This window comes from Bradyrhizobium sp. LA2.1 (genome assembly GCF_040547725.1).
Lineage (GTDB): Bacteria > Pseudomonadota > Alphaproteobacteria > Rhizobiales > Xanthobacteraceae > Bradyrhizobium > Bradyrhizobium barranii.
The window spans coordinates 1-21687 of record NZ_JBEPQI010000032.1; the positions used below are offsets into that span (position 1 = coordinate 1).

A 21687-nucleotide genomic window follows, 5' to 3' on the forward strand; every position below is an offset into this window, starting at 1 on the left:
GCCTCTCGAATCATCTCAAAGTCGTTCTCGCAAAACAACTTTCGCTGATTCGGCGCCTCGATGCGCTCGATCCGTGTGAGATATCCGGGCTAGGCGACCGGCTGAAAGAAATCGCCGCACGAGGCATCACCATCCTTGTCGTCGAACACAATGTGCCATTCGTTCTCAGGGTCTGCGACAGACTGTTGCTGTTGGAAAACGGTCAGGTGACCTGCCGCGCCGATCTGAAGGAACGGCTTCCCGCCAGCCTGGCGGCATATCTCCGACATGATCCGACTCCAACTCCGGTGCGGGCAGCATCATGAACCTTGCGGTGGCGCACATGTCGGCTTGGTACGGCCAGGCTCTCGCTCTGGACGATATTAGTCTTACGGTCGAGAAAGGCCGCGTCGTTGGAATTCTCGGTCACAATGGGGCCGGTAAGACAACTCTGCTCAGGTCGATCGCTGGCCTTCACGACCACTGCAGCGGCGAGATTCGGCTGGGCGATCTGTCTATCGCCGGCTTGCGAGCTTCGGAAAGAGCGCTGAAGGGTCTCACGCTGCTTCGTGAAGGCGGGAGGCTGCCTGCCTCGTTGACGGTGACACAGAACCTCGTTCTGGGACAGCGGCTGGCGCGCGCACGGGGTCGTACGCCGCGCGAGATCAATCAGGTGTGGGAATGGTTTCCGATACTCGAAACATTGCGGGAAAGAAAAGCCGGACTGCTTAGCGGCGGCCAACGGCAGGCATTGGCGCTTGCGGTCACGTTCGTCTCCGAGCCGAGTTTGATCCTGCTCGACGAGCCGTCTGCCGGTCTTGCGCCGCCTGTCGCGCGCGAATTGTTTGCTCTCATCGGCCGGCTTGCCGCGACCGGTTATCCATGACGACCAACTGCCAAGGTCATGAAAAAGAAATGAGACTATTTTGGGTTGTGCGATTTGCGGCCGCGGGGATTTGTCTTCAGGGTGGGCGCTGGTAGTTGATCGTCTGCCTGCTCAGCATCCAGAGGACTCTGACGCAGTTACAGCTGCCGCCGGCAATTGTGGACGTGCGAAATGCTCGGTCGCTTGGCAGTTGTATGCCCGCGGCAGCAGGGGGGCCTGGCAACTCGTCGCTGCTGTCGCAGTTTCACGCATTCTTCAATGCTTCCGGCTTTCGACTCACGCTGAGCGCACCTCGGAAGCGTCCGCCGTCGATTTATCAATCTATTATCGAGATGGGGCATTGAATCACTTCGTGTGATTTCCGTCCGTCTTCGAAGACGTCAACGACAAGACTTGCAGCAAGGCCGATAGAAAAGCTTGAGCGGGTGCAGCGGCCATGTCTATGTCTATTACGACAATGTCGGTGGAGAAATTCTGCAAGCAGCGGTCAACAACATGGCGCCTCGCGGACGAATCGTGCTCTGTGGAAGGTCGGCAACAAGCCTTGGGAAGAGCTGGTCCCGGTTGTCTGTGCAAAAGAAAGGGCCTGATGGCCCGCTATTCCCCACTCACGAGGTCACCAAACGGCACCCAGCGTCCTGACTCGAACTTCTGCAATTGGAATTTGTTGATCACACTGTAGTTGTCCGGCGTGGTCGTTACCGTGATGCCGGGAAGCAGCATTGGCACTTTTACTTGAGTTAGATGGGAGCTGATTTCCAGCAGGTTTTCGTGTGTTAGCGTCGATCCGGCTTTTTCGAGAACGTGCGCCATTAGATATGACGCAAGGTAACCAACCAGGATGCTGTCGCTGTTCGGGTCTTTCTGCGGAAGATACTCCTTGGCCCAAGCTAGATATCCCCTGACATCGTCATCATTCTCCCACCTGCGATCTGCTGGATCCTTGCTGTAGGCCGTAGAGATTAGGCCTTCAGACTGTTCAAGGCCGGCGGGCTTAAGCACGGTCTCCAGCCCAGAAGAAATGCTACATGTGAGAGACACTGGTTTCCAGCCAATCTCATGGCGCAGGCGGATCTGCATAGCGCCGAACTTTTGCGTCCCTACGAAATAGAATACGTTTGCACCGGATGCTTTCGCAGCGACAATCTGGGATTGGATCGTCGGCGCGGTTACCTCGTAGCTTTGTTCACTTATGATTAGTGTCCCGGCCTTCTCGCCAAGGCCGGCCTTGAAGCCGGCTAAATAATCCTTTCCAAAGTCGTCATTCTGGTAAACGACAGCAATCTTCGGATCTGGAATCGCAGAAAGCACGTAGCGAGCCGTTGCGCGCCCCTCTGCCCCGAAGTTCGGGAGCAGCGGTACCGTCCACGGAAAGGCCTTTGGATCGTTGAATCGGCTGGCGCCAGTCGCAATAAAAAGCTGCGGGATTCTTCTTGCATTTAGATATTTTTGTACTGCGGCGTTCGTGGGCGTGCCGAGCGATCCATACACGGCTAATACTTCGTCGCTCTCGATGAGCCGACGTGTAAGCTCTACGGTCTTTGGTGGATTGTATCCGTCGTCGACAGAATGGAGTCTGATCATACGACCATGAATACCGCCTTTTTTGTTGATGTCGTCGAAGTACGCAATTGAGGCCAGCCCGACCGCTGCTGAAGCCGAAACCGCGCCGCTATAGGGGATAGTTTGCCCCAGCCTGATCTCGGTATCAGAAGCGCCCGGATCGTACTTCTGGGCAAATGCGGCTCCTATCGTTAGGACGAACAACAACGTGGCTGTAAGCGTCTTTCCAGAAATGATTTTTCCTCCCCTCGGAAATTGAACTGAATTCATAGCCGCCCCCGCGGGCTCACCCTCTTTCTTATCGGGTCATCTGTGTATGCTATCGTTAGCATACAACTAAAGCCGCCGCCGGCGGATTGCAATTGGAGATTTCACAGCAAGGGGGGCCTCAAGAGATCAGTGGGAGACGATTTCGACTATCAATTGATGCAAACGAAAGCATATGATGCATCTAACGATGGTCGCGGCGGTCCGCACTTACTCTGCCGAGCGGGAGGTCGTGCAAGTGGCTCCCTCGGCCATGATAGCGGCCGCCGTTATGAACGGCTCTCCGGCCTGTGATATCGATAGAAGGGGGGCGCTTCAGTATTGCTATGATCACTGCCAAAGACCTTGCCAACGAACTGCAACTGTCCGTATCCACGGTCGGTCGTGCACTTGCCAACGATTCGAGGATCAGCCTAGCGACGAGGCAGCGCGTCACGGAGGCGGCTTTCCGGGCGGGATACGTTGCCAATCGCGCAGCTCAAATGATGCGCGGAGCATCCAGCAAACTTGTAGGATTGATGCTCCCCGACCTAGGGAACAGCCAGTACAGCATCGGGGCTCATGCTCTCTCGAAGTGCATGGAAGCCGCAGGCTACCAGTTGGTCTTGTCAGAAACCAACGACGATCCCGCCGCGGAATTGCGCCATCTGCGCGAGTTATGCAGCGCGGGGGTCGCCGGTATCGTCATCGTTCCCAGCGTCAAGCCGCTCCCGGAGTCTGTCAGGCTGCTGAAGAAGACACCTTACGTGCAACTGATCCGTCGGAGTTCGCTGCTGTACGATCAGTGGTTTTGTTTCGACAATGTCCAAGCACTTCGGATGGCCACTCGGCATCTGCTAGAGCTGGGCCATTCGCGCATTGCCTACATCGGCCCTCCGCGTACGGTGACCGTTGGGCAGGAGCGCCTTGAGGGTTTCCTAATGGCCCAGGACAACCTGCCAATCGATGAGGAGCTGACGATCTTCGGACCCGGCGTTTCGTCGGAATTTGGGCGCCAGGCCTTGCGTCGGTTGCTCGATCTGAAGCATCCCCCAACGGGATTGGTGCTGGGCTCCCTCCAAATCACACGCGGCATACTCGACGAAGTCGTGGATGGCGGCATTCAGATTCCCCAGCAGTTGTCGGTGGTGGGATTCAGCGACGAGCCGGGCTTTCGATGGTGGGGGCCGGGCCTGACGACGATCTCCGTGCCAAACGCGGAGATCACAACCGCCTGCGGTCTCTGGCTCATTCACCAGATGAAACAGGGTGCATCTGCCGGCGCAGCTTCTCCCTATGGTTCAGTTACACCAGGCAAACTTGTTGTCAGGGGCAGCACGGGCAGCATCAGCGTTGATAAGATCAATCGACGCGCACGTCACGGAGAGCCCGAGAGCGCGCGATAACGTCAGGGCGTCGGATCCTCTGCAGTCACCGATAAGCTCGTCCTCCATCTACGACAAAATTGCTGCCAATGACACATGACGCGTCGCTGCTGAGCAGGAAGGTCACGACGTTCGCCACTTCTTGGGCCCGTGCCAGGCGACCCAGCGCATAGCGGGAAATAAACCTGTCCCGATCTACCTCGGGCATGGCCAGATATCCGTTCATCATGGGAGTATCAACTGCTCCAGGACAGACGCTGTTCACGCGGATGGCAGGTCCCAACTCAGCGGCGATCGTTCGGCTGTATTGAAGCAGCCCGGCCTTCGCCGCGGAGTAACCTGCGCTGCTAACACCGGGCATCAGTGCGGCAAGGGCGGCGATATTGACGATGGTCGAGCTTTCTCCGGTGTTTGCGGCTTGGCGCAAATGACGCAGCGCCGCGCGGCAGGCAAGGAAGGGGGCCGTCAGGTTAGCCGCGATGCTTTCGTTCCAGCGTGCGAGATCACTCTCCTCTAATGTACAGACATCAAGGACGCCGACTGCGTTCACCAGCCCATCGATACCGGCCATGTGCTGTGCGCATTCGTCGATCGCGCGGGTTGTCATTGCTTCATCCCGCAGGTCGACACTAATCGCAAATCCGCCGGTCGAGGCTCGAACTTGCTCGAGTTGTTCCTTTCTGCGCCCTAGCACGCAGATCGTGGCACCCTCCGCTACGCAGCCCTCGGCGACCGCCCGACCAATACCCGTGCCCCCGCCGGTGATCAGGATGCGACGTCCTCGGAGTCGTCCCTTCAATGTCGGCTCGCTTTCTGCCCTGATCTTCGCCGCTCCTGCGGCCGTCTTCATGTCGGGACCATTCATCGGATTGCCAACAATACCTTTCCAAAATGTTCGTTGCGTTGCACTAGCGTCTGTGCAGCCGAAGCTGCACTGAGCGGGAAGATTCGATCGATTCTCGGCATGAGCCGACCCTCGATCACATGCGGTAGAACGTCGGTGGCGAACGAACGAGCTATTGCAGCTTTGTCCTCGAGGCTGCGCGAGCGGAACGTGACGCCGATTAGTCGGGCGCGTTTGAAAGCAAGCATTCCGATGTCGAGCGTATCGCTGCTTCCCCCAAGTCGTCCGACGGTGACAAGGCGACCGCTTATTGCCAAGCTTTGAAGATTCCCGGTGAGCGCTCCACCGCCGACCATATCGATGACGAGATTGGCCCCTCGCCCCTCGGTCGCTTTTCTCGCCTCGGCGGGCCAGTCGGTCTCCATGAGCAGGCCCAGGTCGACCACTGTGTCCACCAGTTGCCGCAGCTTGGCATTGGAGCGGGCAACGCCCACAACGGTGCGCGCGCCGCCCAGTCGGGCGAGTTGGGCGGCAGCCTGTCCTACACCAGAGGTCACGCCCTGTATCAGAACGGTTTCTCCGGCGCGCAATTCTCCTTGGTTGAAGAGCGCGTCGTGCGCCGTCATGTACCAAGCGGGCAGCGCAGCCGCTACCTGCCAGGAAACTCCCTCGGGAATTGGGACAGCAAGCCGACAGTCGACAGCTGCGAATTCTGCGTGGGAGCCTCGCGACAAGGCCATCACGCGATCCCCCATCTTGAACCCGACGCAGTGGCGGCCAACTTCCACGACTTCGCCGGCCAGTTCACTGCCAGCGATCGTTTCGGGAGGATAGTGATCGGCCGTCAGCGCAAGATCCGCGCGATTGAAGCCAGCCATTTCCACTCGCACAACGACTTCATTGTCTCCGACTTGTGGCGCGGGCAGCTCGGCAAGGACCAAGCGCGGGTGCAACGAGGCACTGGTATCGACGATCAGGCCCTTCACCTCGGAGGCCCTTCGCATTTGTCGGCATCGAGCCCGTCGTATTTGGCTGACTCCAAAGACATCCAGTGATCAAGATTGACGGCGTTTGCAAATATCGTTCGCGCACGCTTTTCGTCGGTGCGGATGGGTGGAGCTTCTCCACGCTCCGTGGCGCGCTTGAGGTCTTCCAAAGCGTCGACAAGTGCCGTGCACATTGGCAGCAGCAGCGCGAGCGGATACAGAATCTGCGTGTACCCGAGCGCGTGCAACTCCGATACCGACAGAGAGGGCCATCCTTCCCCACCATAGACAACCACGGAGAGTGGTGTTCCCCGAAAAGTGCGGCCGATGCGCTCGATCTCGTCTGCTTTGCGCACTCCTGCAATGAAGAGGCCGTCGACGCCGCAACGCAGGTAGAGTTCTCCACGACGAAGCGCCGCCTCCATGCCGTGCGCGCCGTAGGCATCGGTCCGCCCGATGATCCAGAAGTCGCGGCTGCTGCGTGTTTCAACCGCAATGCGCAATTTTGCTGCAATTTGATCGTCGCTTACGACATCCAGGGCTGCGTTCTGTCCTGGACGCTTTGCGGATCGCGTCTGATCTTCCAGCACCAGCGCGCCAACACCGAGCACTTCGTTAACCTGTACTGTGCGGGCGACCGACTTTATGTCGCCATAGCCATCGTCCCCATCGCCCATGCAGGCAATCGAAGTAGCATCAAGAATGTCACGGGTGATCGCCGACATGTCCGCCAGCCCAGCGATGCCCAGATCCGGCAAACCATAGCGTGCGGCCAGTGCGCCAGAGCCCCCGATGGCCATCGCAGAGAATCCCGCTTGCTGGATCAATCGCGCGGACAATGCGTCGTGCGCGCATGGCATCACCAGGGGGCTTCCAGATGAAAGGAGCGTTTGGAAAGTGGGGCGTGCCGGCATGCTCAACTTTTGCAGATGGGTGCAGGAGGCATCTCGTTTCAAGACGAAACGCTCGCGGTGAAGGTGGAAGGAATTGGATCTCGATGCCCCGTTGGGCCGGCAATCTCATGCAATCGTTATACATGCCATTGATCTATGATCTCCCTCCCATTCTGTCAGTTTTGCCTTCCCTTTAGGATGACGTTGCGCTAACGATAGCATAGAACCTGTAAAGCGTAAAGCGGGTCTGGCGCCGGTTTTGATGCGTGTGTTGGAAATGGAGGAGATGAGCAATGAAGAGGCGATCGGTCAATCCAGAGGTGTCCGAAGCGTTTGGTTCGGATCATTCAGCCCGCCGTTATCGCTATGCGGAGGAGGTCCGCGGTTTCCCTGCGGCCATTTGATTTCTTGGAGGGGGCTGACGATGGATGCCCGGCTCGTCTCGTGCAAGTGGGTGCACCTCTGCCAGTTATTCAAACATCCGGAGGTGGCTCCGGATGCTTGCGCAATAAGAAAGTTGGCCGGAAGCGAAGTCGCCGGCATGACGAGGAGGGATCGGATTGATCCAGCTTTGCGGATGCCACCGAGCAACGAACTTGCAGTTCAAAAGAAGCGAACGTTTCGCCAGGAATCATCCATGCGAGACGTTCGAGATTGTGCAGGAGACGATGCCGCTTAGTTGGTCGGAGATCTGGAGTCGTTACATCGCTGCAAATTCGACCGCGCTCAGCCAAAGTCGGGAGCGGGGGGCGATGACCGTCGTTTATGGCGAGAAGAGCTGGGCGCGTTCCGACCGACGGGACGAGGCCAGGTGGCGACTGCCCAATTGGGGGCGCATCGTCCGCGCTCTTGCTCAGGGGTGGGAGTTTGCAGCTCGCGATATGCCGGGATCTGAATTGTTTTTCGAAGGCAAGGGAGAATCTGGTTACGAGCTCGACCGATCGGCGCAGCCTCGGCACTGCGTGCTCAGCGTCGATGTCGCGAGCGCTCGGATCATTCGCGGCGTTGTCGACATGCCGCGGTCGGCTAATTCGAATTCGCGTACGACGATGCTCAGGCTGTTGTGGGTCGGCGCAATGGGAATGTCGCATACTCTTCGCTTATCACTTCGCCGGCTAAGAACGCCGCGTACCATCACGTTGGGTAGGTCGCCTCAAACACTATCCATTCAAGCGGTGCAAGCTGGAGCGGTTCGACAGCAAGACCCGGAGCCTTTTAGGCGGGCCATTCCGATGACACAGACAAATATCGCGTGCGGAAATGCAGGACGTCTCCCGCGACCTTCCACGGGTGCGGGAGCCAACGGCAGCTCATAAACCTCGCTGTCGTGCGATGTGTACCAGCGGGATGTGCGTGGATCACTGTGTGGCCGAGATTCAAATGGAATCGCGGTCCATGGCTGCGGTATCCGCGTGATCAAGAGGAGATGCGACATGAACGATGTTCGGGATATTGAAAACGAGTGGGTGCATCTTGCCTACGACGGACGTCTGAAGTTTGCCGAGACGTATGGTTTTGCGGGTAGCCAAGGGACGGTCAACCTTGAGGGAGTCTTGATACGGCCCAGGAACCGGCCTTCCAAAACGTTGATGGTCTTGATGCATCCGAGCTCCACGCTGCACCTGCTGCCGGTGCCGCGAGCGCTTGCTAAAGCGGGTATGCATGTGTTGTGCGCTGCCAGCCAATATCCGAAGAATGATGCCGCCTTGATCATGGAGAAGGTTGTCCTCGATCTTGGCGCCTATGTTCGGCACGCCAAAAGGGAGTGGGGATATGAGAGGGTCGTGCTTCTGGGATGGAGTGGAGGTGGATCATTGTCCTTGTTCTACCAGTCCCAAGCCGAGTCACCGACCATCGTCGATACACCGGCAGGTGACCCCGTAGATATAATAGCTGCTGGTCTCGTTCCCGCGGACGCGGTAATTTTTCAGTCGGCGCATGCGAGTAGGGCGCTAATGCTTGCTGAGGTGATTGATCCATCTGTTCGCGATGAAGTGAATCCCGATGACCGCGATGTCGAGCTCGACATCTATGACCATCGCAACCCTAACCAGCCGCCATATGCACCCGAATATGTCGCCCGCTATCGCGCGGCACAGCTTGCGCGCATTCGGCGGATCACGGCTTGGGTGAAGGGGATGCTCGCAGAACTCAAGAGCCGAAACACGGATGAAATCGAGCGCGGCTTTGTCGTTCACCGAACATGGGCAGATCCACGATTTCTGGACCCATCCTTGGATCCCAACGACCGCAAGCCAGGCGGGCTGTTGATGGGAAAGCCCGAGACGGTCAACTCCGGACCTATCGGGCTCGCGCGGTTCTGCACATTGCGGTCTTGGCTCTCCCAGTGGTCTCTGGACGATTCTCGGGCCAATGGTTTCGTTTGTGCTGCGGGCATTTCTGCCCCGCTTCTCGTCATTGAGGGCAGCGCGGATGATGGCGTACCTCAACCGCACTCCAGGAGGATTTTCGAGGCCTCCACCGCGAAGGACAAGACGATGCACGTGATCAGAGGAGCGACACATTACTATGCAAATCAGCCGGAGCAGATTGCCGAGGCGACACGACTAATCAGCGATTGGCTCACTTCGCGCCATTTGCTTTAGCTCTTTCGGCAATCTGTGACGAGGATCTCCTCTGTAGATAAGAGGCTTTTTGCCGGCGTCCTCTGCGCGACAGAAAGATCGTTCCTTTCGCCAAGTCACCGAGGCGCACGTCCACACGCAAAATGACTGGATGCAACCAATGACCTCGGCAGTAACCCGAGTCGCCAATGCGAACGAAGAATGACGTCATGGAACTGGAAGAAAAGCCCCGTCAGAAGAGCCTCGAAGACCGGTATGACCTCCGTGAAGGTTACGTATCATTGTCCGGTACCCAGGCGTTGGCGCGTCTGCCATTGGAGCAGCACTGGCGCGATCGCGAGCTGGGGCTCAACACCGGCGGCTTCATCTCAGGTTACCGTGGCTCGCCATTAGGTGGTTACGATCAAGAACTCTGGCGGATAGCTTCCAGACTCGAGGACTGCAATATTCAGTTTCAGCCCGGCGTTAACGAGGATCTGGCGGCAACCGCGGTGTGGGGCACGCAATACGTCAATCTTTACCCGGGAGCTAAGGTCGACGGAGTCTTCGGCATTTGGTACGGCAAGAGTCCCGGCGTAGATCGCAGCGGGGACGCCTTCCAGCACGCCAACACGGCTGGCACTTCCCCAAACGGCGGTGTGATAGCTTTGGTCGGCGACGATCATGCCGCCAAGTCGTCGTCGAGGTCGGCACAATCAGACATGCAGCTGAAGGCCGCCGGCATACCGACACTCTATCCGTCCAACACGCAGGAGATCCTTGATTACGGACTGCATGGCATCGCCATGAGCCGCTACGCCGGCTGCTGGGTGGCTATCAAGCTGGTGACCGATGTTGTGGAGACGACGACAACGGTAGAGGTCGGGCTCTCCCGGGTCCGACCCAATCAGCCGCCGCTGCCGACGCAGGCACCCGGTGGTTTGCATATCCGCGCCAACGAACCCCCGCTCGACATGGAGGCGCGGCTTTACCAGCATCGGCTCCCAGCGGCGATCGCTTACGCGCGTGCGAACGGATTGAACAGGATCATGCTCGCCCCCGCGAAGCCCCGGTTGGGTATCGCGTCCGCCGGCAAGAGCTGGACTGATGTACGCAGCGCGCTTGCGGCGCTAGGGCTCGATGACACTGCGGTCGAGGGCGCGGGCATCCGCCTGCTGAAGTTCGGCATGAGTTGGCCCGTCGACCCGCTCGTCGTTGAGACGTTCGTGGAAGGGCTCGACCAGATCCTCGTCGTCGAAGAGAAGCGGCCATTCCTGGAAGATCAGATCAAAGCCATCTTGCAGAGCAGCCTTCGAGGCTCGGGAGTCCGAGTGTGGGGCAAGGCGGATCCGTTGGACGCGAGCCGCGCACCGCCGGGGATTGTTCTGCTGCCAATAGCGAGCGAGCTCACGCCGATAAGCATCGCTCGTACCATCGCCGGGCTTGTCGGATTGCCGGACGTCGATGAAACTCGATACGGGGCGGTCACGTCCTCCGCCGTTGCCGGGCTACTGCGCACGCCGAACTTCTGTTCTGGGTGTCCCCACAACCGGTCGACCGTTGTGCCCGAAGGCAGCCGGACGATGCCCGGCATCGGTTGTCACGGGATGGCCATGTGGATCCGGCCCGAGAACACCGGGACCGTGACGCACATGGGCGCGGAAGGCATGTTCTGGGTCGGGCAGTCGCGCTTCACCGCCGAGCAGCACGTATTCGTCAATATCGGGGATGGCACGTTCTTCCATTCGGGAAGCTTGGCAATCCGACAGGCAGTGGCTGCCGGGGTACGAATGACCTACAAGCTGCTCTTCAATGGCTATGTGTCCATGACGGGAGGACAGAAGATTGACGGCGAATTGACCGTCACGCGCGCCATCGAGATGGTGTTGGCCGAGGGGGTAGCCAAGGTGGTCGTGGTGGCTGACGACGTTAAACGCTATGACGCGATCAGGCTGCCGGCGAGAACCCCTGTCAGACCACGGAACGAATTAGATCTGGTCCAGCGCGAACTGCGCGACTTCGACGGCGTTTCGGTACTGATATACGACCAGGCTTGCGCAACGGAGCTGCGGCGGCAGCGCAAGCGGAATCCGTCGTTGGATGTCGCACGGCGTGCCTTGATCAATGCCGAGGTGTGCGAGGGCTGCGGCGACTGCGGCGTCAAGTCCAATTGCATGTCGATCGAACCGCTCGAAACCGAATTGGGCCGCAAGCGAAAGATCAATCAGTCGAGTTGCAACAAGGATCTCTCCTGCGTAGAGGGGTTTTGTCCAAGTTTCGTGACAGTGCGCGGAGGGCGTCTGAAAAAACAGGCGGCGGACCTTCGGTCGCAAGACGGTTGGAGTGCGCTACCACTTCCAACGTTGCCCGACACCACAGGTGGATATGGTGTGCTCATCGCGGGCGTTGGTGGAACCGGCATTGTGACTGTCGGTGCAATTCTAGGTATGGCTGCAAGCCTTGAGGGAAGGCAATCCAGCGTGTTGGACGTCACAGGCATTGCGCAGAAATACGGTGCGGTGATGTCGCACTTGCGTTTCGCGCCGCAAGGCGAGGAGTTACGCAGCGCGAGACTTGGCGTGGGTGAAGCGGACCTGTTGATCGGCTGTGATTTGATCGTTGCATCAGGAGATGAGGCGCTCGGCAAGCTGAGAGCTGGTGACAGCTACGTTATCGTGAATACAACGCTTGCGCCGACGGCGGCGTTTCCCAAGATGCCAGACTGGCAAGCGGACATTGATGGCTTGACTGGAAGGCTGCGCGGCATGGTCGGCGAACGGGTGCGGACGCTGGAAGCTAGCGATATCGCAACGGCGCTCATGGGAGATGCGATCGCGGTGAACATGTTCTTGCTCGGTTATGCATGGCAGCTCGGTCGTGTTCCCGTCGGCTTGGACGCGCTCTTCCGCGCCATCGAGTTGAACGGTGTCCAGGTAGACTTCAATCGCACCAGCTTCGAATGGGGACGCCGCATGGCGGTCGATCCCCGAGCCGTCCAGTGTCATATGACGAGCGGATCGAAGCCAGGTGTTGCGAGCGTGATCCGGCTTGCCCAACTCCCCCTGGAGCAGCTCGAGGACATCGTCGCCGATCGCCGCAGGCGACTCGTCGCTTATCAAGGCGAGGGTTTGGCTGAACGGTATGTGGCCATGGTGGAGCGCGTCAGGCAGGCCGATGAGCTTATCGGTGCGGAGGGGCGCTTGGCCAGAGCCGTTGCGCGCTATTACTACAAGCTGCTTGCGAACAAGGACGAGTTTGAGGTCGCGCGCATCTACGCATCGCCAGCCTTCAGAAAGGAAATCGAAGATCAGTTCGAGGGAGGCTACCAGGTACGGCTAAACCTGGGAGCCTGGCCTTTCGCGAAACGCGATCCGGTGACAGGGGCTCTGCAGAAACGTGAGTTAGGTCCTTGGATATTTCCGGCTTTACGCGTGCTGCAATCGCTTCGGGGCTTGCGCGGCACTTGGCTAGACCCGTTTCGCAACAACTCCGAGCGAAAGCTGGCACGCGAGGTGCTCGCGGCTTACGAAGATGATCTCGCTTTCCTCCTGACGCAGGCCCGACGCGTGGTTAGTGCCTCGGATGCCGTCGCCTTGGCGTCGCTCCCGGAGAAGATTCGGGGATACGGACACGTGCGGGACACGTATGCAAAAGAGGTCGCGGCTTCGCGCCTGGAACTGCGAACGAAATGCGTGAGCGGCATGACGGAGCAGAACGCGACAAGCATGGCGTGGTCGCCTGAAAACAAACATCTCGAGACCGCGCGCCGCGGAAAAGACCGGGCGAATGTCGGTCAGGCAGACTTCTCATGAGCTTCACTCTTTACGACGCGTTGGTGCCGTCCTGGCTACAGATATTGGATTCGGTCTCGAGTTTATTGGACAAAGCTGACGCTTACTGCGCGAAACAGCAACTGGCGCCAATGACGCTCATCGATACTCGTCTCGCACCGGACATGTATCCGTTAGGATATCAGGTTAAGGCCACCGTTGTGCATTCTATCGGTGCGTTGGAAGGAGCGCGTATGGGGGCCTACCTTCCCGATCGGTCGCCCTGGCCAGATAGCTTTGCGGGGCTCCGCGATCAGGTGGCCACTGCCATTGACCGGCTGTCAGCCCTTAGCCGGGCCGAGGTCAACGGATTCCTGGGGCGCGATTTACGATTCGAGGCCGGTTCATACAAACTGAATTTTCTCGTAGAGGACTTCCTCTTGTCCTTCTCGCAGCCCAATTTCTATTTTCACTCGACGACCGCATACGACATTTTGCGGGCGCAGGGCGTCGCTGTCGGCAAGATCGACTTCCTGGGCAAGCTGCGCCACCGGGTGTAGGCGGGCTCCAGTCTCCAAGCCGAGACGAGCTCTAGATCTGCTTCCGAGGGTGGTGGAGTGGATCGGGTCAGTCAAAGCTCATTTGTGGTGAGGTGGGGCTAGCCGAGGAGTCCGGAATGGCCGCATTGCGCCTCGCATGACCGCAAGCGTCTGTACGTTGCCGCCGGTGCAAGCGCATGGCGGATGGTCCGCTACATTGGACGATGCTTTGGAGGCGAGCACAGGAAGAGGCCTCATGCCGACTGCGATCAGAGGCAGTTGGTTGCTGATGGAACCGAACATTCACTTATTTTGCGAACGTTAGCCTAATCCGACCGTTGTCAGCTTCGAATGCCCTAGCGTGCTTTGGCCCGAAAATGTCCATCCATGCAGAACTAAAATGCTCTTCGGGGGTCGCTAAAGCATAGACGCGCCATCGTGCCTATGCTAACGATAGCGCAAATATCGCTGTTGGCGGCGCCCGAGCTGCCGTCAACATGAATCGAAGATAGAAGGGTGAGGAGACCGCTTCCATGGAAGCCGACGTCGTCATCATTGGTGCTGGGCCTGTCGGAAGTTGCCTGGCGGCGGAATTGGGAAGGCGAGGCGTCAAGTGCGCTGTCGTCGAAATGACCGACGGAGTCTTCAAGGATCCTCGCCTTCACGCGGTCAGCATCCGCACCATGGAGCTCGTTCGAAAGTGGGGGATCACGGACGACTTACGCAATTGTGGTTGGCCTGTCGACCACCCCCAGGATGCCTCGTACCTAACGTCACTCGTCGGCTATGAGTTGGCCCGTCTCCCATGGGCGCCGATCTCCAAGATGGTACCTCCTCCGGAGAGTCCAACTTTCGCTCAACGCTGCCCGCAGAGTTGGCTCAATCCCATTCTTCATCGCTACGCCGGCCGCTTCGAGACGGTGCAGTTTCTTTGGCTGCACAAGTTCCTTGGGCTGCGTCAGGATGAGGACGGAGTCTTGGTCGACGTGCAACCGGTAGAGGCGGGCGGTGCGGTCAAGACCATCCGCTGCAAATATCTCGTAGGTTGCGATGGTGCACGCAGCTTCGTGAGAGAGCAAGTCGGCGTTGAATACCAAAGTTCGGGGATCTACGGCTACGCGGCTGAAGCCATTATTGAAAGTCGGGAGATTGCCGATCTCGCGCGCCCGCGGATGGGCGGTCGCTACACGGCCGTTACCGACAACGGAGTGTCGGTAACGCTGCTTCCGTATGACGGGGTTGATCGGTTTCGGATCGTCCTTGTGGCCGAGCCCAGCCAAGTCGACCGAGCCCGGATGGACAACGGGATTCATCAACTCGTGGGCCGCAAGGTGAATTATACATATTTGACCGAAGTCCTGCCGTGGATCAATCGCGAGAGGGTCGCTGAAAGATTCCGTGCTGGGCGAGTCTTTCTTGCCGGAGATGCCGCGCACACCATGCCACCCGCCGGCGGGCATGGAATGAATACCGGTGTGCTGGATGGCTTCGACCTCGGTTGGAAATTGGCTGCAGTGCTTCAGGGATGGGCTGATGATCCCCTGCTCGACAGTTATGAGTTCGATCGCAAGAAAGGGGCTGCACGAACGGCAGCCATGGCCGGCGAGCTTTACGCGGATTGGGGTAAGATCAAGCCGGTTATCGATCAGTCTCTCGGGCTTCTCAACCAGGATAATGCCGAAGGTGCTGCCGCTCGTGAGCGTGCCGGCGAACTCATCAGCAAGACCTTCAAGCGAGAATACAATTCGATGGGCGTTTCGCTGGGATATAGATACAGTGGATCGCCAGTCATCGTCGATGACGGCACGCCAGAGCCACCGGATGATATTGTCCAACTGACGCGTACGGCTCGACCGGGCCATCGTATCCCTCATGCCTGGCTTGCGGATGGACGCTCGACGCTCGATCTGGTCGGCGATGTCTATACGCTCATTGAGATTGGCGACGATACGGTTTCCAGTGCCTTCAAGGCTGCAGCGGCCGAGAGGCTCATTCCCTTGGTCATTCATCGCATCGATCAACCCGAACTGAACGAGCTGCTTGGTGCGTCTGCCATTCTTGTCCGGCCGGACCAGATCATCGCTTGGCGAGCCAAGGGCGATAGTCCTACGCCGGGCGCGGTCTTAGAAACGCTAACCGGGCGCGTACTAGTATCGGCGCACCAGCGCGACGGTCATCATTGCAAGAGAGCTACCGCCCTTGCGTGAGATCATCACAAAGTTTGCGGGGAGCAGGTATATTCCCGCCGACTGCCGTGTCGTAGTTGGTTCTTACGATTCTGCACGAAACGAATATGACAAATCTAACACTCAAGCAGTTCTGCTCCTTTGCCAACGCATCTGAAATTCATGAGCCAATTAAAAATATTCGTTTGACCACGAGGAGAGGTATGAATTCCACTGCAATTCAGTAGCTCGCCTTGGGTTCTTCGAGCGGTTATCCCGTCTCAACCTACCTGAAAAGGAATCAAATCAAATGACAGACAATTCTCAAACTCTGTTGCGCGTGCCGCTCGGGCCTCCACAAAGGCATCATCATCTGGCTTACGTTACCTACGATGCCGGGAAGACGGCAGATTTCTATACCCGCATCATGCGTATGCCTTTGATCGCCGCGGTGATGGACGACAAGATTCCGTCGACCGGCGAAGAATGCACCTATTTGCATCTGTTCTTCAGTTTAGGGGATGGTTCCGCACTCGCATTCTTTGAAGCTGCAGGTATCCCTGAACTTCCGCTATTTTCAGATCATCCGGTCCACAAAGCGTTCAACCATGTGGCTTTGCAGGTGGATACCGGGGCAGAGATTGAGAACTGGCACAACTGGCTGATCCAAAATGGGGTTTCCGTCATTCGCACGGATCATGGCATCATCGAGAGTCTGTACTTCAGCGACCCCAACGGGGTGCGCCTGGAGATCACCAGAAACGTTGATGAGAACTGGACTAACAAGATTCAGAACGGCGAAGCAGCGTTGAAGCGGTGGTGTGAGACCAAGGCTGAAGCCGTGCGCAAAGGCGAAGACCCCGTCAAGGCGCTGCAGGAATTAGCGGCGTCGGCCAGCCACGCTCGCAACATGGCGGCGGCGCACTAGCTCGACAAAAGGCGTCGGTCTTCAGCACTGACCGTCGTGAAGGCGCGGTCTGTAAGCTGGGTGTTCTTCCGTAGGTTCGGTTCGCCCTCGTTGAGGGCGACCGTTTGCATTGCGCTAAGATGGATGGTTGATATGTGGAGCTGTGGCGTCGAGGCTGGAGCGCGAGGGTGAGCGAGAAGCCACTACAGGGGAAAACCTTGTTCATCACCGGCGCGAGTCGGGGGATCGGTATGGCCATTGCGCTACGCGCCGCGCGTGACGGCGCGAACATAGCGATCGCAGCCAAGACTGCCCAACCGCACCCCAAGCTGCCCGGCACGATCTATAGTGCCGCTGAGGCGATCGAGGATGTCGGCGGACGAGCGCTTCCGCTCATCGTCGACGTACGTGAGGAAGCACAGGTCAATGCCGCTGTAGCAAAGGCAGCGGAGCATTTTGGCGGCATCGACGCCTGCATCAACAACGCCTCAGCTATTAACTTGGCAAAGACCGAGGACATCGAACTCAAGCGCTTCGATTTAATTCAGCAGATCAACATGCGCGGGACGTTCCTCACCTCCCGTGCCTGTATCCCTCATTTGCGTCGTAGCAGCAACCCGCATATCTTGGCGCTATCGCCACCGTTGGTGATGCGAGCCGACTGGTTTGCTCAGCATCTTCCCTACACGTTGTCAAAGTACGGCATGTCCATGGTCATGCTCGGACTGGCCAGCGAGCTGCGCGAGGCTGGCATTGCTTGTAATGCGCTTTGGCCACGCACCACCGTCGCGACGGCGGCAGTTGAGTTCGCGCTGGACGATGACGGGATGTTGCGGCGTTCGCGCACTCCGGAGATTATGGCTGATGCGGCCTATGCCATTCTGTGCCGCTCTTCGCGCAATTACACCGGAAATTTCGTACTGGACGACGACGTTCTAGCCGAGGAGGGAATCACCAACTTTGACGGCTACCGGAACGATCCCGCCAGCGCACTGCAACCAGATATTTTTGTAGATCCGCAAGTTCGGCTGCCTCCGGGGGCGAGCTACGCCGCCGCCTCTGTTCCACGCGCGCCTGCGTAGTGAGCCGAAGCGTCAACCCTCGACCGCGGCAGCGCCTTCGTGCCTGACGTCGCCGTAAGGTCATTTCTCCCGAGCAACTAGGCGAGAGCGATCACATATTTGTCGCTCTCGCCATTTCTTTAGCTGGGGAGGCGTTCACAACCACCCGCCGCGCTTCTGGGCGAGGCAAGTGGCGGCGGCCACATGATCAGCCTTGCTGAACCTGACGTGCGGAACTTCCACTCGCTGTCCATGATGTGAGGCAAGTGAAAGATGGTGGTTTCGATCAAGCGAGGCGCAGCAATACCGTTTCCAGCGTACGGAGCCATCGCGATTTAACTTGGGATTGAATGAGCCGAGACGAGCGATTCTGCAAGCTTCGCGATCTTTGGAACGGAAACGACGGCTCAGCTTCGCGGCCGTCTTCAGAATGACCGCAAGTTCGGCGCGCGGTATCCGCCTTGCTCAACTCTCCTTCCTCAGTACCCTGGCTTTTCGACCTTTCGGGGCAGCGGAGCTGCTCTTGGACGCCCATTCGGCTAGCCCCGAACCTAGTGTCGGCGACTTCGAAGTTCGTGGTCAGGTCCGAATGGACAATCTCTTGGCAGTTCGCAGCTACACCTTTTCTGGACAATTATCGCAGACGGCAGACGTGGTATAGGTCACGGCATGGCTTGTTGGCCTACCCGATCGGTGACGCCGTATCGAAGCGATGACCGACGACCAACGAGACAGAGGATGGATGAACCGACCATGCTGGTCGTCGCTATGACAAACCAGGGAAGATAGTTGCCGGCCGCGTCGTAGAGAATCCCAGCAACCGTCGGCCCCAAGCTGCCACCGATTGAAACGGCGAAAAGGATACCGCCAAAAAACGTGCTGAAATGTATCGACGGAAAACGTCGACCAATAATGAAGAAAGCAAGGTCGATCTCTGATCCAATGGAGAAGCCGACAACCAAAATGCCTGGAAGAATCGCTGCTATGTTGCCTGTTGCCAGCAACATTATGCCGCCGGCAGACAGCGCAAAGATGGTTGCCGCAAGCAGGTTCGCCTCAATGCGGTCGAGGAGAAACCCTGTAATCAGCCGCCCGGCAATGACCGCGAAGCCCATCAGTGCTGCGAATTCAGCTGCTTTTGCAGGCGAAAGACCAATATCAGTTAACATGGGAACGAGGTGAACAACGGTTCCGAATATCCCCGTTGAGGCAAATAGAAAGATCGCTGCCAGAAGCACGAACTGCCGATCAGTGTACAAGCTCCAGTTCCATTGCCTATTCGCAGTTCCAGCGTCGGTTACATTGCGTGCGGACTGATTCTTAAGTAGCAAAGCTATAATTGGGACGGAAACAAGAACGACGATCGCAAGTCCGACATAAGCACCTCGCCATGCGTAGATGCTCATCAATTTTGTGACTAGGGGCGGAAACACCAACGCTCCGAGACCTGGTCCGATGTAAACGATGCCATACGCGAGTCCCAAGTGCCTTGGAAAATTGGCTAAGACGAAGCGTCCATACGAGAGAGGCGATGTCGCGTTGCTTAGGAGAGCAAGAAGAAAGGTGAGAGCGAGGAAGCTCAATAGTCCCACAGTTGCGATACCTAGCAATAGAAACGATAGTGATAATCCCACCGCGGACAAAAGCGCCATTCGGAAGGCCCCGTATCTGTCGATCAATCGGCCTGTAAACGGACTGAGGATGCCGGCGGTTATGAGCGGCACGAGAATGCCGAGCGAAGCTGCCCCACGCCCCCAACCGAACTCTGCGGCGAGCGGCTTTAGAAACAGACCGGAGCTATAAAAGAAAATGGAGTTATAGCTCATCATCATCCCGAGCAGGCAGCCCAGGATTACGTTTCGGCCGCGCCAAAACTCGCCCTTGAAAATCGTTCCGGTGTCCATCCTGGTCTCCTTGCGCTATCCCCAACGGCTTTGTTTTTGTTGATTATTTACAAAACGTAACGTTTCGTAAATTGGCTGTCAAGCGCCGCTCCAGTGACCAAAGGCCGTCGTCATGCAGCCAAGGCGCGAGGTCGAGCAGAAATGCGAACACCGTGATAGCTATCCGCGGGTATCATAGCCGTTGGCGTGACGTTAACGCTTCGCTTCCGCTGCTTCCGCGCGAACCGACAATTCGGGTTGAGGCGCGCATTTTGCTCCGCTGACCGACCTCTGCTGGTGCAGGGCCTCAGCCCCGTGCAACACAGTGACTGGCCGGGGCAGGTTACGAGACTGGAAGTTGAGGCGCGTAACAAGAGGTTTTGGGTGATCGACCTGCTTCGCAGCGTCGTGATCGGTAGCGCAAGGGGGGGCGCTGCACTGTCCAGCGGCTGTGCCATTGCGGGGAGATGAGCACTAGCCTCTCGGTCGTGTCTGCGTCTATCTTCCCCGAGCCGTTTTCGCAGCGGCAGCAGTCGTCGGAACGTAGTGTCCGAGTCTAGCCTCAGGACACGAAACAGATATAGTCACGGCCCATCCACTATGCGAGCCTTTGCCGCGCATTCGCGCGCACATCTATCGACACGCAGATGGAAGCAAAGCACGAGTGCAGGCGGGTTGACCTCTATTAATCCGGCTTCACGCCGGCTTTCACGGCGACAGAACGTGCGAGCTATTATTCCAGTTTTTCGGTTGCCGAGGTGGCTAAGGAGGTCGACGACTTGCTATGGGCCGAAGCCATTGTGCAGATCTTTCCCACGTGGTGATTCGGACCACCGACAATGTTAAAGGGATGGTTCGACAGGGCGTGGGCGCCCGGCGTTGCATATGATCACGCAGCCGATCTTGGTGCCATACAACCAAGACTTAAGCAGCTGCGAGGGGTGGTCGCAATAACGACCTTGGGCTCGCCTTGGTGGGTTGATTGGCTGATCTTACGTCGCCCCGTGCGCCGTGTTCTGAAGGAGGCCATTTTGCGTCTTGTGCCCCTCACGCCAAGCTCACCTTTCATTAAATCTACAAGGCCGAGAAGCTCTCTTCGCAACGTGTCAAAGCAGCGATTAGTCGCATTCGGTCTGTGCTGCAGCACTTATGATGCTTCTCTGCCACTCAGCGAGATGGCGGGCTCTGTCTCAACATGCCGCCATATTTAAGCTGACCGTGCTCCTGACACGAATCTCTTTCTGAAAAACTCATTGAGAGGGAGCGCGTGACAAAAGAGCGGATGATGGAGTCCTGGGTTGTTGCGGTCGAACTACGAGCGGGCATTTCTTAACCCGGATGGTTTCGAACACCTATGCCTGAAGAGTTGACTGACAGGACTTGACCCAAGGCAGACGTAAGGACGTCCGCCGGTGACTCGACCATGTCCATGGATCGCCAAGCGATGTGTCGATCAGGCCGCACTAGGATTGCACCCCAATCGCTCACCTCCCGGATCGCAGTCCACTCCCCGAGGACGTCGTCATAGGGACAACGGAGTCCAATGGCGAAAACGGGCAGATCAATGCAGAGTTCATCACTGGCTTTGACTGCGGCTTGTGCCCAGGAGCTGCCACCGATACCCACGATGAGGCAAAAGCGGCCGTGTCCGGCGAGGTCGAGTGTGGATATCTGTCGGCACTCGTGCTCCACCCATGCATGGGGAAGATATGCCCCCGGGTGCGTCGTTCGCTGATGGTAGAGGTCCACGTCGCCTTGCACCTCCGGGAAAGGGGTGCCGTCGTCAACGACGGCGGACGAGGTATACCGCTGGCCGAGCTCTACTCCGAGTGCGTTCGCCCGATAGTTCTGCAGCTTAAGAGCCTCAGCGAACCGCTTGCGCCGCCGCGATGCCTGCGGTGAATCGGCATACAGTTCCCGAAGAGCTGCCCAGCCGTCCTCGGTCGACTGATCCGGCTCGAAACCGAGTGCCTTGTTCAGTACGGCCATGTTGTGCCAACTCTTGATCGCACGCTC

14 protein-coding genes and 1 pseudogene are annotated in these 21687 nt (G+C 58.0%); 9 read left to right on the forward strand and 6 right to left on the reverse strand.

The annotated features are described in order from the left end of the window. Positions 1-305: pseudogene (locus tag ABIB95_RS40570) on the forward strand (hypothetical protein); the annotation flags it as partial. Then, positions 302-865 carry an ABC transporter ATP-binding protein gene (locus tag ABIB95_RS40575; RefSeq protein WP_247309662.1) on the forward strand — a complete coding sequence of 188 codons (564 nt, stop codon included), beginning with the start codon at positions 302-304 and terminating at the stop codon, positions 863-865. The pseudogene ABIB95_RS40570 and the gene ABIB95_RS40575, both read left to right, overlap by 4 nt. A gap of 597 nt (positions 866-1462) precedes the next feature. Here the strand turns inward: ABIB95_RS40575 and ABIB95_RS40580 are convergent. Then, positions 1463-2698, reverse strand: a complete 1236-nt coding sequence (locus ABIB95_RS40580; RefSeq protein ID WP_247311599.1) for an ABC transporter substrate-binding protein — start codon at positions 2696-2698, stop codon at positions 1463-1465. A 323-nt stretch (positions 2699-3021) separates the two neighbouring features. On the opposite strand from ABIB95_RS40580, the gene ABIB95_RS40585 reads away from it, so the two are divergent. Continuing rightward, positions 3022-4080 (forward strand): LacI family DNA-binding transcriptional regulator, encoded by a 1059-nt coding sequence (locus ABIB95_RS40585; RefSeq protein WP_247311596.1) that lies wholly within the window; start codon positions 3022-3024, stop codon positions 4078-4080. A 25-nt stretch (positions 4081-4105) separates the two neighbouring features. Here ABIB95_RS40585 and ABIB95_RS40590 read toward each other — a convergent pair whose 3' ends face one another. Genes ABIB95_RS40590 through ABIB95_RS40600 form a run of 3 tightly spaced genes read right to left on the reverse strand, consistent with a single transcriptional unit; the run spans position 4106 to position 6803 of the window. Further along, complete coding sequence (locus tag ABIB95_RS40590) at positions 4106-4909, reverse strand: SDR family NAD(P)-dependent oxidoreductase (RefSeq protein ID WP_354116565.1); 804 nt, start codon at positions 4907-4909, stop codon at positions 4106-4108. 11 nt (positions 4910-4920) lie between these two features. Further along, entirely contained in the window at positions 4921-5889 is a 969-nt protein-coding gene (locus tag ABIB95_RS40595; RefSeq protein WP_354121692.1) for a zinc-binding dehydrogenase, read from the reverse strand. Then, entirely contained in the window at positions 5886-6803 is a 918-nt protein-coding gene (locus ABIB95_RS40600; protein WP_354116567.1) for an isocitrate lyase/PEP mutase family protein, read from the reverse strand. The genes ABIB95_RS40595 and ABIB95_RS40600 overlap by 4 nt, the downstream gene beginning before the upstream one ends. A gap of 1412 nt (positions 6804-8215) precedes the next feature. Between ABIB95_RS40600 and ABIB95_RS40605 the strand changes: the two genes are divergently transcribed. The 6 genes from ABIB95_RS40605 to ABIB95_RS40630 all read left to right on the forward strand — a co-directional run bounded on the left by ABIB95_RS40605 (position 8216) and on the right by ABIB95_RS40630 (position 17809). Beyond that, complete coding sequence (locus ABIB95_RS40605; RefSeq protein WP_354116568.1) at positions 8216-9388, forward strand: alpha/beta hydrolase; 1173 nt, start codon at positions 8216-8218, stop codon at positions 9386-9388. A gap of 188 nt (positions 9389-9576) precedes the next feature. Further along, positions 9577-13158 carry an indolepyruvate ferredoxin oxidoreductase family protein gene (locus ABIB95_RS40610; protein ID WP_354121693.1) on the forward strand — a complete coding sequence of 1194 codons (3582 nt, stop codon included), beginning with the start codon at positions 9577-9579 and terminating at the stop codon, positions 13156-13158. Next, positions 13155-13676, forward strand: a complete 522-nt coding sequence (locus ABIB95_RS40615; RefSeq protein ID WP_354116570.1) for a DUF1993 domain-containing protein — start codon at positions 13155-13157, stop codon at positions 13674-13676. The genes ABIB95_RS40610 and ABIB95_RS40615 overlap by 4 nt, the downstream gene beginning before the upstream one ends. A 512-nt stretch (positions 13677-14188) precedes the next feature. Continuing rightward, positions 14189-15862 carry an FAD-dependent monooxygenase gene (locus ABIB95_RS40620; protein ID WP_247303120.1) on the forward strand — a complete coding sequence of 558 codons (1674 nt, stop codon included), beginning with the start codon at positions 14189-14191 and terminating at the stop codon, positions 15860-15862. A 268-nt stretch (positions 15863-16130) separates the two neighbouring features. Next, positions 16131-16748, forward strand: coding sequence for a VOC family protein (locus tag ABIB95_RS40625; protein WP_354116571.1), 618 nt, complete (start codon positions 16131-16133; stop codon positions 16746-16748). A gap of 167 nt (positions 16749-16915) precedes the next feature. Then, positions 16916-17809: an SDR family oxidoreductase gene (locus tag ABIB95_RS40630; RefSeq protein WP_346016133.1), complete on the forward strand. Its 894-nt coding sequence runs from the start codon at positions 16916-16918 to the stop codon at positions 17807-17809. Positions 17810-18450: 641 nt separating this feature from the next. Here ABIB95_RS40630 and ABIB95_RS40635 read toward each other — a convergent pair. Together ABIB95_RS40635 and ABIB95_RS40640 are read right to left on the reverse strand one after the other, a co-directional pair. Continuing rightward, positions 18451-19692, reverse strand: coding sequence for an MFS transporter (locus tag ABIB95_RS40635; RefSeq protein ID WP_247303300.1), 1242 nt, complete (start codon positions 19690-19692; stop codon positions 18451-18453). 1308 nt (positions 19693-21000) lie between these two features. Next, positions 21001-21660, reverse strand: coding sequence for an aromatic-ring hydroxylase C-terminal domain-containing protein (locus tag ABIB95_RS40640; RefSeq protein WP_354121694.1), 660 nt, complete (start codon positions 21658-21660; stop codon positions 21001-21003). Positions 21661-21687: the final 27 nt, after the last annotated feature.

What these genes read in the sequence shown, in the direction of transcription:
- ABIB95_RS40575 (WP_247309662.1), top strand. Translation starts at nt 302, where the DNA reads ATGAACCTTGCGGTGGCGCACATGTCGGCTTGGTACGGCCAGGCTCTC.
- ABIB95_RS40580 (WP_247311599.1), bottom strand. Translation starts at nt 2,698, where the DNA reads ATGAATTCAGTTCAATTTCCGAGGGGAGGAAAAATCATTTCTGGAAAG.
- ABIB95_RS40585 (WP_247311596.1), top strand. Translation starts at nt 3,022, where the DNA reads ATGATCACTGCCAAAGACCTTGCCAACGAACTGCAACTGTCCGTATCC.
- ABIB95_RS40590 (WP_354116565.1), bottom strand. Translation starts at nt 4,909, where the DNA reads ATGAAGACGGCCGCAGGAGCGGCGAAGATCAGGGCAGAAAGCGAGCCG.
- ABIB95_RS40600 (WP_354116567.1), bottom strand. Translation starts at nt 6,803, where the DNA reads ATGCCGGCACGCCCCACTTTCCAAACGCTCCTTTCATCTGGAAGCCCC.
- ABIB95_RS40605 (WP_354116568.1), top strand. Translation starts at nt 8,216, where the DNA reads ATGAACGATGTTCGGGATATTGAAAACGAGTGGGTGCATCTTGCCTAC.
- ABIB95_RS40610 (WP_354121693.1), top strand. Translation starts at nt 9,577, where the DNA reads ATGGAACTGGAAGAAAAGCCCCGTCAGAAGAGCCTCGAAGACCGGTAT.
- ABIB95_RS40615 (WP_354116570.1), top strand. Translation starts at nt 13,155, where the DNA reads ATGAGCTTCACTCTTTACGACGCGTTGGTGCCGTCCTGGCTACAGATA.
- ABIB95_RS40620 (WP_247303120.1), top strand. Translation starts at nt 14,189, where the DNA reads ATGGAAGCCGACGTCGTCATCATTGGTGCTGGGCCTGTCGGAAGTTGC.
- ABIB95_RS40625 (WP_354116571.1), top strand. Translation starts at nt 16,131, where the DNA reads ATGACAGACAATTCTCAAACTCTGTTGCGCGTGCCGCTCGGGCCTCCA.
- ABIB95_RS40635 (WP_247303300.1), bottom strand. Translation starts at nt 19,692, where the DNA reads ATGGACACCGGAACGATTTTCAAGGGCGAGTTTTGGCGCGGCCGAAAC.
- ABIB95_RS40640 (WP_354121694.1), bottom strand. Translation starts at nt 21,660, where the DNA reads ATGGCCGTACTGAACAAGGCACTCGGTTTCGAGCCGGATCAGTCGACC.